This is a genomic window from Streptomyces sp. NPDC007025 (assembly GCF_042869455.1).
In the GTDB taxonomy this organism is placed as follows: domain Bacteria; phylum Actinomycetota; class Actinomycetes; order Streptomycetales; family Streptomycetaceae; genus Streptomyces.
In genome coordinates, this window is the sequence record NZ_JBIAFT010000004.1 from 370240 (window position 1) to 384850 (window position 14611).

General features: G+C 73.6%; 10 protein-coding genes. 2 read left to right on the forward strand and 8 right to left on the reverse strand.

Annotated features, from left to right (window positions below; genetic code table 11):
- Window positions 1-11: 11 nt before the first annotated feature.
- A complete protein-coding gene (locus tag ACFYMO_RS10425) occupies window positions 12-1175 on the reverse strand; it encodes a sensor histidine kinase (protein ID WP_388545545.1) in 1164 nt (387 codons plus the stop codon).
- Between the two features lie 328 nt (window positions 1176-1503).
- Between ACFYMO_RS10425 and ACFYMO_RS10430 the strand changes: the two genes are divergently transcribed.
- Both ACFYMO_RS10430 and ACFYMO_RS10435 read left to right on the forward strand, forming a co-directional pair.
- Entirely contained in the window at window positions 1504-2997 is a 1494-nt protein-coding gene (locus ACFYMO_RS10430; RefSeq protein ID WP_388545690.1) for an alpha/beta hydrolase, read from the forward strand.
- A gap of 14 nt (window positions 2998-3011) precedes the next feature.
- Complete coding sequence (locus ACFYMO_RS10435) at window positions 3012-3665, forward strand: hypothetical protein (RefSeq protein WP_388545548.1); 654 nt, start codon at window positions 3012-3014, stop codon at window positions 3663-3665.
- Between the two features lie 178 nt (window positions 3666-3843).
- Here ACFYMO_RS10435 and ACFYMO_RS10440 read toward each other — a convergent pair whose 3' ends face one another.
- The 7 genes from ACFYMO_RS10440 to ACFYMO_RS10470 all read right to left on the reverse strand — a co-directional run bounded on the left by ACFYMO_RS10440 (window position 3844) and on the right by ACFYMO_RS10470 (window position 14601).
- On the reverse strand, window positions 3844-6162 hold the full coding sequence (locus ACFYMO_RS10440) for a xanthine dehydrogenase family protein molybdopterin-binding subunit (RefSeq protein WP_366769692.1): 2319 nt from the start codon (window positions 6160-6162) through the stop codon (window positions 3844-3846).
- Between the two features lie 75 nt (window positions 6163-6237).
- Window positions 6238-8736, reverse strand: coding sequence for a 2Fe-2S iron-sulfur cluster-binding protein (locus ACFYMO_RS10445; protein WP_388545551.1), 2499 nt, complete (start codon window positions 8734-8736; stop codon window positions 6238-6240).
- Window positions 8733-9602, reverse strand: a complete 870-nt coding sequence (locus ACFYMO_RS10450; RefSeq protein ID WP_019357547.1) for a xanthine dehydrogenase family protein subunit M — start codon at window positions 9600-9602, stop codon at window positions 8733-8735. Before ACFYMO_RS10450 ends, ACFYMO_RS10445 begins: the two co-directional genes overlap by 4 nt.
- Before the next feature lie 285 nt (window positions 9603-9887).
- On the reverse strand, window positions 9888-11528 hold the full coding sequence (locus ACFYMO_RS10455) for a beta-N-acetylhexosaminidase (RefSeq protein ID WP_366769689.1): 1641 nt from the start codon (window positions 11526-11528) through the stop codon (window positions 9888-9890).
- Window positions 11529-11540: 12 nt separating this feature from the next.
- Entirely contained in the window at window positions 11541-12392 is an 852-nt protein-coding gene (locus tag ACFYMO_RS10460) for a carbohydrate ABC transporter permease (RefSeq protein ID WP_366769688.1), read from the reverse strand.
- Window positions 12389-13336 (reverse strand): sugar ABC transporter permease, encoded by a 948-nt coding sequence (locus tag ACFYMO_RS10465; protein ID WP_366769687.1) that lies wholly within the window; start codon window positions 13334-13336, stop codon window positions 12389-12391. The genes ACFYMO_RS10460 and ACFYMO_RS10465 overlap by 4 nt, the downstream gene beginning before the upstream one ends.
- Entirely contained in the window at window positions 13333-14601 is a 1269-nt protein-coding gene (locus ACFYMO_RS10470) for an extracellular solute-binding protein (protein ID WP_366769686.1), read from the reverse strand. Before ACFYMO_RS10470 ends, ACFYMO_RS10465 begins: the two co-directional genes overlap by 4 nt.
- Window positions 14602-14611: the final 10 nt, after the last annotated feature.

The window sequence follows — 14611 nt, forward strand, 5'->3', positions numbered from 1 at the left end:
TCTCGGTGCGGTCAGGGCCAGGGCAGTCGTGCGGTCAGGAGGTACCCGTTCCCGGGCGTGGGGTGGTGGGAGAGCCGGCCCCCCACCAGAGCGATGCGCTCTTCGAGGCCGAGCAGCCCGGATCCCGACGACGGTGCTCCCACCGCCCGCTCGGTGGCCCGGGTGTTGTGCACACCGACCTCGAGCGTGCCGCCGGGCCGGCCGTCGAGAGTGACGCGTACCCGGGCACCCGGGGCATGCTTGACGGCGTTGGTGAGTCCTTCCTGGACGATGCGATAGCAGGTGCGCCCGACGGCCGTCGAGGGCGACCCGGTCACCGAGTCGACGAGCGTGACGTCCAGTCCGGACGCGGAGGCATCAGCGACCAGTTCCGGGATGCAGTCGAGGGAGGGCTGCGGTGCCTCCGGCTGGTCGGGATCGGTCCGGAGCACACCGAGGACGTCGCGGAGCTCTTCCAGCGCCTGGTGGGAGCCGTCGGCGATACCGCGGATCAGCACACCGCTGTCCTCGGCGGTCAGATCGCCGCGGTGGCCCAGCACCGAAGCCTGCATGGCGACCAGGGATATCCGGTGGGCGAGCACGTCGTGCATCTCGCGCGCGATCCGGTTGCGCTCCTGCGCCCGCGCCTGCGCCGCGCGGGCGGACTGTTCGCGTTCCGCGCTCTCGGCACGCTCCCGCAGGGAGCGCACTTCGACGCGTCTCGCCCCGACGGCCGTGCCCACGGCCACCGCAAGACCTGCGGTCATTGCCGAGAACGCGAGTCCGGCCCACCACCAGGTCGCCGTGGAGGCGGGGATCGAGTAGAGCCCTGGGACGAGTTGTGACGCCGTGACGTGGGTCAGAGCGATCGCCCCGGTCTCCACCGGACGGCGCCGGGCGGACAGCGAGACCATGGCCAGCAGCGCGGCCCCGGTGGCGAGGGCCGAGACGGTCGCCACGAGCGTGACCGTGAAGGCGACGGCCCGCGGGAAGCGCCCGCGCCACCACAGGAGGGCCAGACAGCCGAGGGCCACCAGCGGATCGCCGATGAGGAACCAGGAGTCCGGCCCGGAAACCTCCTTGTGGTGCAGCAGCACACCGGTGGCGATCCAGACCGGTATGCCCACGGCGGCGGCCGCGGCCAGCCGCCACACCTGCCGGCGTCCCGTGAGCCGCGGCACGAGATCTGTCGTCACCCGCGCATTATCGCCAACCCATCCGGTCTGCGCCTCAGACCACAGGGGGAGGCCTCCCCGACCGGAGTCGGAGAACGGCTCGCCGACGGTCGAAGCCGGCTGCGACCGTGGGGACGACGCGGCGGCACGGGCAGCGGGCGAGAGTCGTGTCATGCCGATATCTCGGGAGACAAAGCAGGCATGGCGAGCCGTTGTTGCGGCCGGTCGGCGGAAGGGGACCGATTCGGCACGGACTGCTCCCCCACCACTCCGCCGCCGTCGCGCGCCCCTGCCGAAGGACAGCCGGACGCGCGGGAAGTCGCCGTTGTCCCGCGTTCTTGTCGGCGCGATGCTTCTCGCCACCACGGTGGCGTGCACGTCGGCGTCCGCAGGCGAGGAAGAGGGCAACGAGGCCGCATCGCCGGCCCTGCGATGGGGCCCGTGCACGAAGGAGTCCGAAGGGGACACGAAGAAGTCCGAGGGGAAGAAGCGGGCCGGCCCGCAGAAGGGCGGCGCGGGGGCCACGTTGCAGTGCGCCACGCTGAAGGTTCCGCTCGACTACCGGAAACCGGACGGCCGGCAGATCGAGATCGCGGTCTCCCGACTGGCGAGCAGAAAGCCCGCACAGCGCCGGGGCGTGCTGCTGACCAATCCCGGCGGCCCCGGGCAGTCCGGGCTCGGCTACCCGGCCGCCCTCGCGGGAGCCGGGTTGCCCCAGAAGGTGCTCGACTCCTACGACGTGATCGGCTTCGACCCCCGCGGCATGGGCCGCAGCTCCCCGGTGACCTGCGACCTGACCCCGGAGCAGCAGGCGCGCGGCAACTTCCCGGCCTATGCGCACTCCGGGGGCGACGTCGCGCGCGAGGCGAAGTTCGCACGGACCGTCGCACAGCAGTGCGCCTCGTCGGAGAGCGCCTGGATGCTGCCGCACACCACCACCGCGAACACGGCCCGCGACATGGACCGGATCCGCGCGGCACTGGGCGAGTCCGAGATCTCCTACCTCGGCACCTCCTACGGCACCTGGCTCGGCGCGGTCTACGCCACGCTGTTCCCCGAGCGCGGTGACCGGATCGTGCTGGACAGCAGCCTGGGGCCCGGCGGGTACGACGCCACCGCCTTCCGGCTGCTGGCACGCGGCATGAAGGACCGCTTCCCGGATTTCGCCGCCTTCGCGGCCGGAAAACCGGAGTACGGGCTGGGCAGCACTCCCCGGCAGGTGAAGGCGAAGTTCCGCGAGTTGGCCGAACGGCTGGACAGGAAGCCCGTCGGCGGCGTGGACGGCACGCTGTTTCGCGCGATCACGCTGGAGGAGATGTTCGTCGAGGGGAAGCTGCCCGAACTGGCCGAGATCTGGCAGGCGCTCGACAAGGGCAAACCTCCGTCCGGCGGCCCGCCTGCGGCCGAGAACGACAACGCACCGGCCGGCCGCCACTACGTCATCTGCGCGGATTCCCGCTGGTCGAAGAAGATCGGCCACTACCAGCGCACCGCGGCGCACGACCGGCGCCGGTACCCGATGCTGGGCGGTTCCACGGGAAGCATCACGCCGTGCGCGTTCTGGCCGCGCAAGGGGATCGAGAAGCCGGTGCAGGTGCAGGTGAGCGACCGGGGCCCGGAGAACGTGCTCATGGTCCAGAACGCGCGCGACCCGGGCACGCCGTTGGCAGGAGCGAGGAAACTGCGGCAGGCGCTGGGTGACCGGGCCAGGATGGTCCTGGTCGACCAGGGCGGCCACGGTGTCTACCCGTTCGGCGGCAGCACCTGTGCCAACGACGCCACCACAGCGTTCCTGACCACCGGCAAGCGCCCGGCCGGGGACCGGACCTGTCCGGCAGGGTGACCGGAGGAGCACGCATGTTCGAGAAGCGGCGGCACCGCCGGGCGGTGCGTCGTGTCGAACCCGGTGACGGGCGGCCCCTCAAGCCGTTCCGCTGGTGGCAGACGATGTTCCGGGGGCTCTTCCACCTCCGGCTGCCCGACGGCGACGGTGGGCGGGCGCGCTACTCCGTGGACGTGCGGCACTGGATGAACCAGTCGTCCGGAGACGTGAGGGCCCACCTCTACCGTGACGGGAGACTGCACGCCGAGTCCAAACTCCCCGCGCTGTTCCCCGTACCGGGCGGAACCGTCGAGGTGAGGATGAGCGGTTTCGGCTTCAAACGCTGCCACTACGTCACCGACACCGGCTCCGAACACCAACTGGTCCCGGACCCGGCCTCCGCCGAAGGACGCCGCGCACGCTTCGGCCGCACACATCCCCTCCTCAGCCGCGCGATCGGTGTCCTCTCGGTGTGCGTACTGCTCACCGCGCTGTCGGTGCTCATCCCGCAGTTGCTCGAACAGCTCACCGCGTCCAAGGCCGTCGCCCGGCACACGGGCACCCTCAGCGCGCCGGTGGACCTGTCCCTGTGGGGCAACGTCGCCCTCACCCTCGCCACCCTGGTCGCCAGCACGGAACGAGCACTGCGCCTACGGTTCAACTGGCTGCTCGACGGCGGAGGAGGTTGACGCTCCGTTGTCCGTGGCCCAACACGAGCGCTCCCGCAGCGGAAGGTCCCCCGGCGGCCCTCGGCTGCGGAAGGGCCGGGGAGGCGTCTATTGACCTGGCGCCTCCACGCGCCGACCCCGCCCGCACAAGGCGGCCCGCAAAAGAGGGAGACGGCGCCCCCGCCGGGGGGCGCCCGGGTCAGGAGGAGCTGACCGCGGCCTGGGGGCGGATCGGCATCCGATTGACGGGCCGCCCCGTCGCAGCCCGCACCGCCGCAGCGACCGCGGACGGCGTGGTGACGACCGGCGCGGACGACGCGGCCTTCGCCCCGAACGGCGCCACCACATCCCGTTCCTCGACGAGCTTGACGATGCGGATGTCCGGCGCGTCCAGCGCCGTCGGCAGGGCGTAGGCGGTGAAGTCGGCGTGCCGCACAACGCCTTTGGCGACCCGCAGATGTTCGGTGAGGGCGGTGCCGATGCCCTGGGTGATGCCGGCTTCGAGGCGGGCCCGCAGCTGGCGGGGGTTGAGGACGGCGCCGACGTCCTGGGCGAGGGCGACCTCGACGACGCGTACGGCGCCGAGTTCGATGTCGACGTCGACGACGGCGCGCACGGCGGCGAAGGCCAGTCCGACGAAGGCGTCGCCCTGGCCCCATTCGTCGAGCGGTTCGGTGGGATGCGGGCGGCACTGCGCGGTGGCCCACAGTTCCTTGCCCTCCAAGGCTTCGGCGACTGTCGTGGAGAGCACGCCGTCGTAGGAGGTGATCTTTCCCTCGGAGATGGTGAGCAGTTCGGTGGACATGCCGAACTTCGCGGCGAGGGGCTGCAGGAGCTGGGTGCGGACCATCTTCGCGGCCCGTTCCACCGCGCCGCCCGACACCCAGGTGTGGCGGCCGCGGCCGCTGGCGCCGGAGGGCGGCTGGTCAGTGTCGACGGAGGCGACGTGCACCTCTTCGATACCGAGGGTTTCCTGGACGATCTGCCGGGCGAGGGTGTCGAAGCCCTGGCCGGACTCGACGGCGGCGCACATCACGGTGGCGACGGGGCCGCTGACCTTGACGGTGGCGGTGGAGACCTCGTCGGTGCCCTCGGCGCCGAGCATGTGGACCATGCCGAGCGCGTAGCCCACGCCGCGCCGCACGGCCGAAGGGTCGCCGGCACCTTCGGGGCCGCCGGGCAGCAGCCAGTCGTCCTCGGGCGCGTCCTTGGGCAGCGGCGGCAGCGGCGCCTCGTGGACGGCGGTGAGGAGTTCGGCGACGGGTGCCGGGCAGGTGACGGTCTGGCCGGTGGGCAGCAGGTCGCCGGTGGCCATGGCGTTGCGCCTGCGCACCTCGACGGGGTCGAGGCCGAGCCGTTCGGCGAGTTTGTCCATCTGGCCCTCGTAGGCGGCGCACACCTGGAGGGCGCCTTCGCCGCGCACATGGCCGGAGGGCGGGTTGTTGGTGCGGACGACCCAGCCGTCGATCACGGCGTGCGGGACGACGTAGGGCCCGCAGGCGAAGGAGACGGCGGCGGCGAGCGCGTCGGACGAGGTGTCCGCGTAGGCGCCGCCGTCCAGCAGGATCTGCGCCTCGACCTTGACCAGGTTGCCCGCGTTGTCCGCGTGGTGGCGGTAGCGCAGCAGGGTGGGGTGGCGGTGTGCGTGGCCGAGGAAGGATTCCTCGCGGGTGAGCGCGATCTTGACGGGGCAGCCGGTGCGCATCGCCAGCAGTCCCAGGGGGATCTGGAGCGCCGCGTCCTCGCGGTCGCCCATGGAGCCGGGCACCCCGGTGACGACGATCTTGACTTGTTCGGGCGGGAGTCCGAAGCAGGCGGCCGCCAGGTCGCGGTCGGTGTGCGGGTCGGTGGAGGCGGTGTAGATCTCCACGCCGCCGTCCGGGCGCGGTACGGCGAGCGCGGCCTCGGCTCCGATCGGCGCCGGGTCCTGGCGGCCGATCCGGTAGAGGCCCTCGACGACCACGTCGCCGGTGGCCTCGGGGTCGCCGTAACGCAGCGGGATGTGCCGCAGCAGGTTGCCGTCCGGGTGCAGCGGTTCGGCCTCGAACGCCTTCTCCGGGTCGGTGACGGCGTCCTGCACCTCGTATTCGACGGCGATGGCCGCGGCGGCCAGCCGCGCCGTGTCCGGGTGGTCGGCGGCGACGGCGGCGATCGGCTCGCCGAAGTAGCGCACCACGTCGCGGGCGAACGCGGGCTGGTCGGCGATCCTGCGTCCGTGCGCGGAGTCGCCGGGGATGTCCTCGTGGGTGATGACGGCCAGCACGCCGGGCATCTTGGCGGCTTCCGCGGTGTCGATGGAGACGATCCGCGCGTGCGGGTGCGGCGAGCGGTGCACCGCGGCCCACAGCAGCCCTTCGGCCCACAGGTCCGCCGCGTAGGGGAAGGTGCCCTGCGCCTTGGCGTAGGAGTCGGTGGGGAGGACGGAGACGCCCAGGCCGTGCGGGTCGGGCTCGCCGCGGGGGCCCGGCAGCGGGGCGGCGCCTCCGGCGCCGGGGTGCCCGTCAGCCGTTTCCGTCATGCCGCCGCCTTTCTGTGCAGGGTGCGTGCGCGGTGCACCCGGGTGTGGGGGACGCTGCCGCGGGGGCCGGGGGCATCAGGACGTGCCGCCGTTCCCGGGGTACCGGCTCTGGTGCGGGATGTGGGCGCCGTAGCCGCCCTCGTCCCACGTTCCGCTGTCGTGGCTGCCGGGTGCCTCGGGCGGGCCCGGGTATCCGGGCGCTGCCGGGTCGGGCCCGTAGCCGGGCGCGCCGCCGTGGCCGTCGGTGCCATAGCCGTCAGCCCCGTAACCGTCGGTGCCATAGCCGTCGGTGCCGGGCGGCGCCGGGTGCCCGCCGGGGCCGTGACCGCCCTGCTGATGGCCGGCCGGCTCGTAGCCGCCGGGAACCCACGGGCCGGGCTCGTAGCCGGGCTGCTGTCCGTACCCGGCGGCTTCGTAGCCGCCTTGCGGGTCGGGCCCGGGGGCGTGGAGCTGCCCGCCGGGGGCCGGCTGCGCTTCGGGGGCCGGGTGTGCCTCCGGCGCCTCGTGCTCGTGCTCGGCCCGGGCCGCGCGCTGCTCCACCACGGTGCGGACGGCGTCCACCACCCCGCGGTATCCCGAGCAGCGGCACAGATTGCCGCTGATCGCCTTGCGGGTCTCCAGGTCGGTGGGCGCGTGGTTGCCCTCCAGCAGGTCGTGCACCGTCATCGCGAGTCCGGGTACGCAGAACCCGCACTGCACGGAGCCGCTCTCGGCGAGCGCGCACTGCACGTCCGAGGGGGCGCCGTCGACCGACAGGCCCTCGACGGTGCGGACCTCGCTGCCGGCGGCGGTGGCGGCGGGCACCAGGCAGGCGGCCACGAGCCGCCCGTCCACCTGCACCGAGCAGGCGCCGCACTCGCCTTGCGAGCAGCCGTCCTTGGCTCCGGCGAGGCCCAACCGCTCGCGCAGCACGTACAGCAGCGACTCACCGATCCAGGCGCTGGCGACGGGGCGGTCGACCCCGTTGACCCGCAGTTCGTACGAGACGTGCGGGTGCTCGTCCTCGGTCCGGACGGTCTCGGGGACCGGAGCTGCTTCCTCTCCGGCCACAGGGGCGGTGCCGTCCCCGGATGCCTCCGGGACGCCGTCCCCGGGCGCCTCCGGGGCGCCGTCCCCGGGCGGGTGGACCGGTTCCGGGGCGCCGTCGGGCGCGGCCGCGGCGGAGCCGTCCGCCAGGTCGCCCAGAGGTTCCGGGTAGCCGCCGGAGGGCTCCCCCGAGGGGGCTGCCGCCCCGGCGTCCGCGGCCTCCACCGGCCCGGTGCCTGCCGGTTGCTCGGGGGCGGTCCGCTGCGCGGGCACCGGTGCCGGGGCGGCCTCGGCCAGCGAGGTCACCTCGGCGTCCGCGTGGTGCTCCGGCACGGCGGGCGGTGCGGGGGGGTCGGCGGCGACGATCCCGGGATCGGCGGCGGGCTGTCCGCCCGTTCCGTGCTGCGCCTCGGGCTGCCGCGGGTGCTCCGGCGGGGCGGGTGGCGCGGCGTCCGGGTCACCGGGGTGCCGCGGCTCGGCGTCGAGTGTCCCGGCGGGGCCGTGCGCGGTGGGGGCGCTGGGGAACCGGTACGCGGGCACGTCCGGCGCGCCCGGGAAGGGGCGGTCGGCGCCGCCCGGTTCGGGTGCGGGCGGCGGTCCGGGGACGTCCGGGTGCGGCGCGTGCCCCGGGGCGGGCGCCGCGGAGTCCCAGTGCGGGGCCGATGTCGGCGAGGAGGGCGTCCAGGCGGGCGCGGGCGCCTCCGGGGCCGCGGACGCGGAGGCCGCGGGAGCGTGCGGGCCCGGCGCGGGCGCACCGGGGGGCGCGGTTCCGGGTGCGGTCGAGGCGGGGTTGCCGTCCGGAGCCGAGGCGGGTGCCACGCCCGGGCCGAGGGGGCGGCGGCCGGTACGGGCCTCGTGCGAGCCGGCGAGCGCCGCTGCCGCGCCCTGGCCGAGCCCGGCTGAGCCGTCGGCCGCGGGCGGGTGCGGCGTGTCCTGCGGGTGGGGGCCGGGCCCGCCGAGTGTGCCGTGGCCGGGTTCGGGTGCCGCGGCGTACTGCGCTGCCTGCGCGTCGCCGCCGGGGTCCTGCGGTCCCGGGCCGGGGGCGCCCGGCTCGCTCCCGGGTGCGAACGGCAGCACCCAGTGCTGCCCGGCGGCCGGATCGGCGGCGGGGCCCGGGGCTGTGCCGTCCGCCGGGTGCTGCGAGGGGTCGATGGACGGCGGGGTGTAGCCGCCCTGCCCGGTGCCGGGCGCGGCCAGCGGCGCGGCTTCGGCGAGCTCGCCGAAGCCGCCGCTGGGCAGCTGCACGAAGGCGGTGGCGTCCGCGTCGTACTCGCCGCCGCCCCAACTCCTGGGCACGTGCTGCCCGTGCTCCGCCTGCCGGGCGTACGGGTCGGGCTCCGGCTGCCGGCCGTACGGGTCGGGTGCGGCGCCCTGCGCGGCCCAGGGATCGCCGCCGTACTGTGCGGCGCCGCCCGCGCCGTTGCCGTACTCGTCCGTGTCCGTGTGCGCGTTCACATGTCCGTGCGGCTCCGCATCCGCGTGCGGTCCCGCGCCCCCGTTCCGGTGTCCGTTCCCGTTGCCCTGTGGTGCCTGTGGTGTGCCGCTCATGCGAGAGCCCTCCCGAGTCCCCGGCGGGCCAGTGTCGCCACGGTACGCCGCAAGTGCAGCGCCGCGGGCGGAAGCTGGGGGGCGGGCCCCGGGTTGTCCTCGGGGCCCGCCGGAAGCGGGTCGGGGATGCAGGCCATCGCGACGTACTCGCCGAAGGCGGTCAGCGCCTCGGGGGCCAGCGAGCGGTCGCCGTCCCAGTCGATGAGGGTGGCGATCCACTGCTCGGCCTCCAGCGGCCGCAGCGGCATCGGTGCGACGGCGCCCACCGCGCACCGCACGCCGCGCCGCATCGGGTCGAGGACGACGGCGACGGAGGCCAGCGCGCGGCTGGGCCCGGTACGGCTGGTGGCCTTGAGGAAGGTCTGCGGGGCGTGCAGCAGCGGAACCTTCACATAGCCGACGACCTCGCTGGGCCGGAGGATGTCCATTCCGGCGAGCAGGTGGCTGACCGGGAGTTCGCGGTGTGCCCCCTCCGGGCCCGCGATGGAGAGGGTGGCCTCCAGCGCGGCCAGCACGGGCAGCGCGTCCCCGGTGGGCGAAGCGCTGACGATGTTGCCGCCGAGCGTCCCCGCGTTCCGGATCTGCGGGGGCCCGGCGGCCCGGGCCGCGGCGGCGAGCGCGGGGATGAGCGCCGCGAAGTCGGGGCGGCCCATGCGTGCGTGGGTGAGTCCGGCGCCGAGCACGGCGTGCCCGTCCTGGTAGGACCAGCCGCGGATCTCGCTGATCCGGCCGAGTCCGACCAGTGCGGCGGGGCGGAGGTGGCCGGAGTTGACGTCGGCCATCAGGTCGGTGCCCCCGGCGACCGGTACGGCGGCGGGTACGGCGGAGAGCGCCGAGACGGCCTCCTCCAGGGTGGCGGGCAGCATGACGGCAGGGGGCACGGCCTGCGCGGCTCGTCCGCCGTCTGGTGCATGCCGTACGTGCGTGCTCACCTTGCTGCCCCTTCCCCGACATACCGGGCTCCCGGCTGCACTGCCGTACGGTACGTGCTCACAGCCCGGACGAGGCAACTCTGGCACATCTCGGCCCGCGCCTGGCACGAGGGCGGGGGATGGGCACTTTCGCACCGTTTGACCCGTGTCCGCCGTGGAATGGTGGTGAAATCGGGGAAAGCGAGGGGATGACGGAAAGGGGAGCGCCGGGCGGCCTGTTCACTCCAGGGGGCGCCCCGGAATCCCGGGCCGCCGCTGCCAGGGCCGGGGCCCGGCGGCAGGACGGTAGCCGACCCCGCAGGCGTCGAGGCGGGCGAGGTGCGCCTCCGCCAGGCGCGCCGCGAAATCGTCGTAGGCGTGGCCCGGTCCGGACCAGGCCAGCTCGGCGACGGCGGCGAGCCGCGGGAACATCTGGTAGTCCAGCCGCTGGACGTTCTCGGCGCACTCGGTCCACATGTTGGCCTGCACCCCCAGCACCCGCTCCGCGTGCCCCTCCCGCTCCAGCTCGGCGGGTACCGGCTGCATCCCGTACACGTCGCGCAGTGTGGAGACGTACCCCAGCGGCACGGGCTCGTCCTCCCCCGGCGCCTGCCTCCGGTCGAGGTACAGCTCGTGCTCGGGGCACATCACCACATCGTGGCCGGCGCGCGCCGCGGCGACGCCCCCTTCGTACCCCCGCCAGGAGGAGACGACCGCTCCCGGAGTGAGCCCGTCCCGCAGCGTGCCGCCCTGGAGGATCTCGTCCCAGCCGGTCATCCGGCGTCCGCGTTCGGCGAGCCAGCGGTCGAAGTGCCGCACCATCCACGCCTGGAGGGCGTCCTCGTCGCGCAGCCCCTCGCGGGCGATGCGCTCCTGGGCGACGGCCGACTCCCGCCACTGGTCCTTGGGCGTCTCGTCCCCGCCGATGTGCACGAACGGGGACGGGAAGACCTCCAGCACCTCCTCCAGCACCTGTTCGTAGAAGCGCAGCACCTCGTCCGTGGGAGCCAGCAGGTGCGGACTGACGCCCCAGTCGGTCCACACCTGCGCGCCGCCGTCCGCCGAGCCGAGTTCCGGGTACGCCGCGATGGCGGCCTGCGAGTGACCGGGCAGTTCGATCTCGGGCACGACGGTGATGTGCCGCTCCGCCGCGTACGCGACGATCTCGCGCAGGTCGTCCTGGGTGTAGTGGCCGCCGTGCGGGCGTTCGTCCCACAGCGGCGAGGCGCGGTGGCCGACGCGGGTGCGGGAGCGCCAGCCGCCGACCTCGGTCAGCCGCGGGTGGCGGCGGATCTCCATCCGCCAGCCCTGGTCGTCGGTCAGATGGAGGTGCAGGACGTTCAGTTTGTGCAGGGCGAGCAGATCGAGGGTGCGCAGTACGCCGTCCTTGGGCACGAAGTGCCGGGCCGTGTCGAGCAGCAGCCCGCGCCAGCCGAACCGCGGGGCGTCCTCGGCGGCGCCGGCCGGCACCTCCCAGGAGCCGGCGGTCGCGGCCCGGCGGAACGCCGCGGGCGGCAGCAGCTGGCGCAGTGTCTGCACCCCGCGGAACACCCCGGCGGCGTCCCCGCCCGCCACGAGCACCCGGTCGGCGGTGACGTGCAGCAGGTAGGACTCGGGGGCGCGGTCGGGGTCGATGCGCAACTCGACAGTGTTCGCGGGGTGCTCGGGATACTCGGGGTGCTCCTGCGTCCCGGGGGCTTCCGGCGTCCCGGGCCCCTCGCGCCAGGGGAGCGCCGCGAGGCCGCGCAGCCAGCGGGCGGCGCCGCGCGCCCCCGGGCCGGCGACGAGCGCGGTACCGCTCCCCCACACGAAGGGCGGGCCGTCGTCCTGCCGCACCTCGCGCGCACGCGGGACGAGCCCCGCCCAGCCAGTGGCCGACATGTTCGGTCCTCCTTATTTCACGGCCCCGCCGAGCCCGGAGACCAGGCGGCGGTGCACGCAGACGAAAAAGACGAGCACGGGCACGGTCATCACCGTGGAGGCGGCCATCACACCGCCCCAGTCGGGGGTTTCGGTGTCGAAGAAGACGAGCAGCGCCATCGGCAGGGTCGAGTTCTCCGTGGCGCTGATGATGAACGACTTGGCGAAGAGGAAGTCGTTCCAGGTGGAGATGAAGGAGAAGACGCTCGTGGCGACCAGTCCGGGCAGGACGAGCGGGAAGAGTATCTGCCACAGAAAGCGCGTCCGGCCGGCTCCGTCGATGAACGCCTGCTCCTCCAGGGCCTCGGGAACGGCCTTCACGAATCCGCGCAGCATCCAGATGGCGAACGGCAGCGAGAAGGCCAGGTGCGGAAGGACGAGAGAGAGGAGGGTGTTGAGGGCCCCGATGTCCCGCATGAGGAAGAACAGCGGAATCGTCAGCGCTTCGACCGGCACCATCTGCGCGGTGAGGATGAGGATGAGCAGCGTGGTCCGCAGCCGGAACCGGAAGCGGGCGACGGCGGTGGCGGCGAGGAAGGCGAGCAGGGCCGAGGCGACCACCACCGTGCCCGCCACCAGCAGGCTGTTGAGGAAATAGCGGCCGAAATCCTCCTGTGCGAAGACGCGGCGGAACGCGTCGAGGGACGGCGAGAGCGTCCAGGGAACGGGCCGGTCGGAGCGGATCTCCCCGGCCGGTTTGAACGCGGAGAGCACCATCCAGTACAGCGGGAATGCGACCGCCGCGGCGATGAGCACGGCGGCGCCGTCGGCCATGGAACGCCAGGGCCGCCGCGCCCGGGCGCGTGCTACCGGTCTCGTGCTCATATCTCCTCCCCGTTCCTGCGGAGCAGCTTCAGATAGACCAGCGTGACCGCGAGCAGAATCAGCAGCATGACGACGCCGATTGCCGAGCCGAGGCTGTACTCGGCCGAGGCGAACGCCTTTTGGTAGGCATAGACGTTCAGCACCAGGTTCTGCCCGGCGATACCCCCTCCGTCGGTCATCACATAGATCTGGGTGAAGACCTTGAAGTCCCAGATGACCGACTGGATGGTCACCACAATCAGCACCGGGCGCAGCATCGGCGCCAGCACGCTGCGCCAGGTCCGCCACACCCCGGCACCGTCCAGTGCGGCGGCCTCCAGCACCTCGGTGGGCACGGCCCGGATGCCCGCGTACGTCACCACCATCACCAGCGGGAACGAGCACCACACGACCTCGAGGAGGACGAGCGTGAACGCGCTGTACCGCCCGTACGTCCAGGAGTGGTCGCCCAGCCCCAGCATCCGGTTGACCGGGCCGAAGTCGGGGTCGAAGAGGAACACCCACACGGTGGAACCGGTGATCGCGGGGGTGGCCCAGGCGCCGAGGGACGCGAGCATCAGCAGCAGCCGGGGCAGCGCCCGGATCCGGGTGAGCAGCACCGCCAGCCCGCAGCCGACCGCCACGGTGCCCAGCACGCAGCAGCCCGCGAACACCAGCGTCGCCAGCAGCACGTCCCAGAACTGGGCGTCGCCCAGCAGTTCGGCGTAGTTCGCCAGCCCCTGGAAGCTGGTCGGCTCGCCGCCGCTGACCTGCGCCTGGGTGTACTCCAGTACGGAGATCAGCCCGAGTTGGTAGACGGGGTAGACGAGCAGCCCGGCCAGCACCACGAGCGCGGGAGCGAGGTAGAGCCAGGGCGTCCAGCCGGCGTGCCGGAGCGGCCGGGCGCGGGCGGGCCCGCGATCGCGGGCGGGGGCACGGGCGGACGCGCGATCCCGGACGCTCACGGGTGGAATGCCTCGTCCATCTTCCCGGCCGCGTCGGCGGCGGCTTCGGCCACGTCCTGCTTGCCGCTGACGATCCGCTGGAACATCCCGGGCAGGATCTGCGAGGCGTCGATCCTGCCCCACGCCGGGCTGACGGGCACGAACTCGGTACCCGCCTCCAGGGTCGCCACGAACGGTTCGACGAACGGCTCCCGCGCGGCGACCTTCTTGCGGGTGCCGGCGAAGGTGGGCAGGAAGCCCATGGCGTCGAACAGCCGCTCCTGGGTGCGCTTGCCCGCCAGTTGCTCCACCAGGTCGACGGCGAGGCTGCGGTGCCGGGTGCTCTTGAGGACGCCGAGATTGTTGCCGCCGGCGAAGGCGGGCGCCACGCTGCCCTTCTCGGTGCCGGGCAGCGGGACGACGGCGTACTTCCCCGCGGCCGCGCCGTCCTCCATGGCCTGCCGGTTGAAGTCGCCGCCGATGGCCATGGCGGCCTTGCCGCCCGCGAACGCTTCCACCGTGTCGTTGCCGCCCATGGCCGCGCACTTGGCCGCAGGGCAGTTGCCGTCGCCGAAGAGGGAGGCGTAGGCGGCGATGCCCTTGCGGGCCTCGGGGCTGTCGACGGCCGCCTGGAACGTCCCCTCGCCGTCCTTCTCCGCCAGCGCGCCGCCGTGCGCCCAGATGAAGGGCATGGCGCCGTAGGTGTAGGCGCCGCCGACAGCGATGCCGTACATGTCCTCGCGCTCGGCGTGGATCTGCTCCGCCGTGCGGGTCAGTTCGTCCAGTGTGCGGGGCGGCTTCAGGCCCAGATCCTCGAAGACGTCGGTGCGGTAGTAGAGGGCGCGGACCCCGACGAAGAGCGGCGCGCCGTACTGCTTGCCCTCCACGGTGACGGACTTCTCGGCGGTCGGGTCCAGGTCGTCCGCGGCGTCCCACTTCGCGAACTCGGCGCTGATGTCGGCCAGTCCGCCGTCGGCGACGTATCCGGCGGTGTCGGTGTTGCCGTACTCGATGACGTCCGGCGCCGAGTCGGGGTCGTTGAAGGCTCCTTTGATCTTCTCGGCCCGGCTGTCGACGGGGATGTACTGCACGTCGACCCGCACGCCGTCGTGCTGCTTCTCGAACCGGTCGACCACCTTGCGGACGACCTTCTCCTTGGGTTTGTTGCCGACTTCACGGAAGAGCCAGACGCGGACCGTGCCGCTCTTCTCGTCGCCGCCGCCCTCGCCGCCGGAGGTGCCGGGTGCGCATCCGGCGAGCGCCGCTGCCGCCAGCCCGAGTGCCATGAATGGGGCG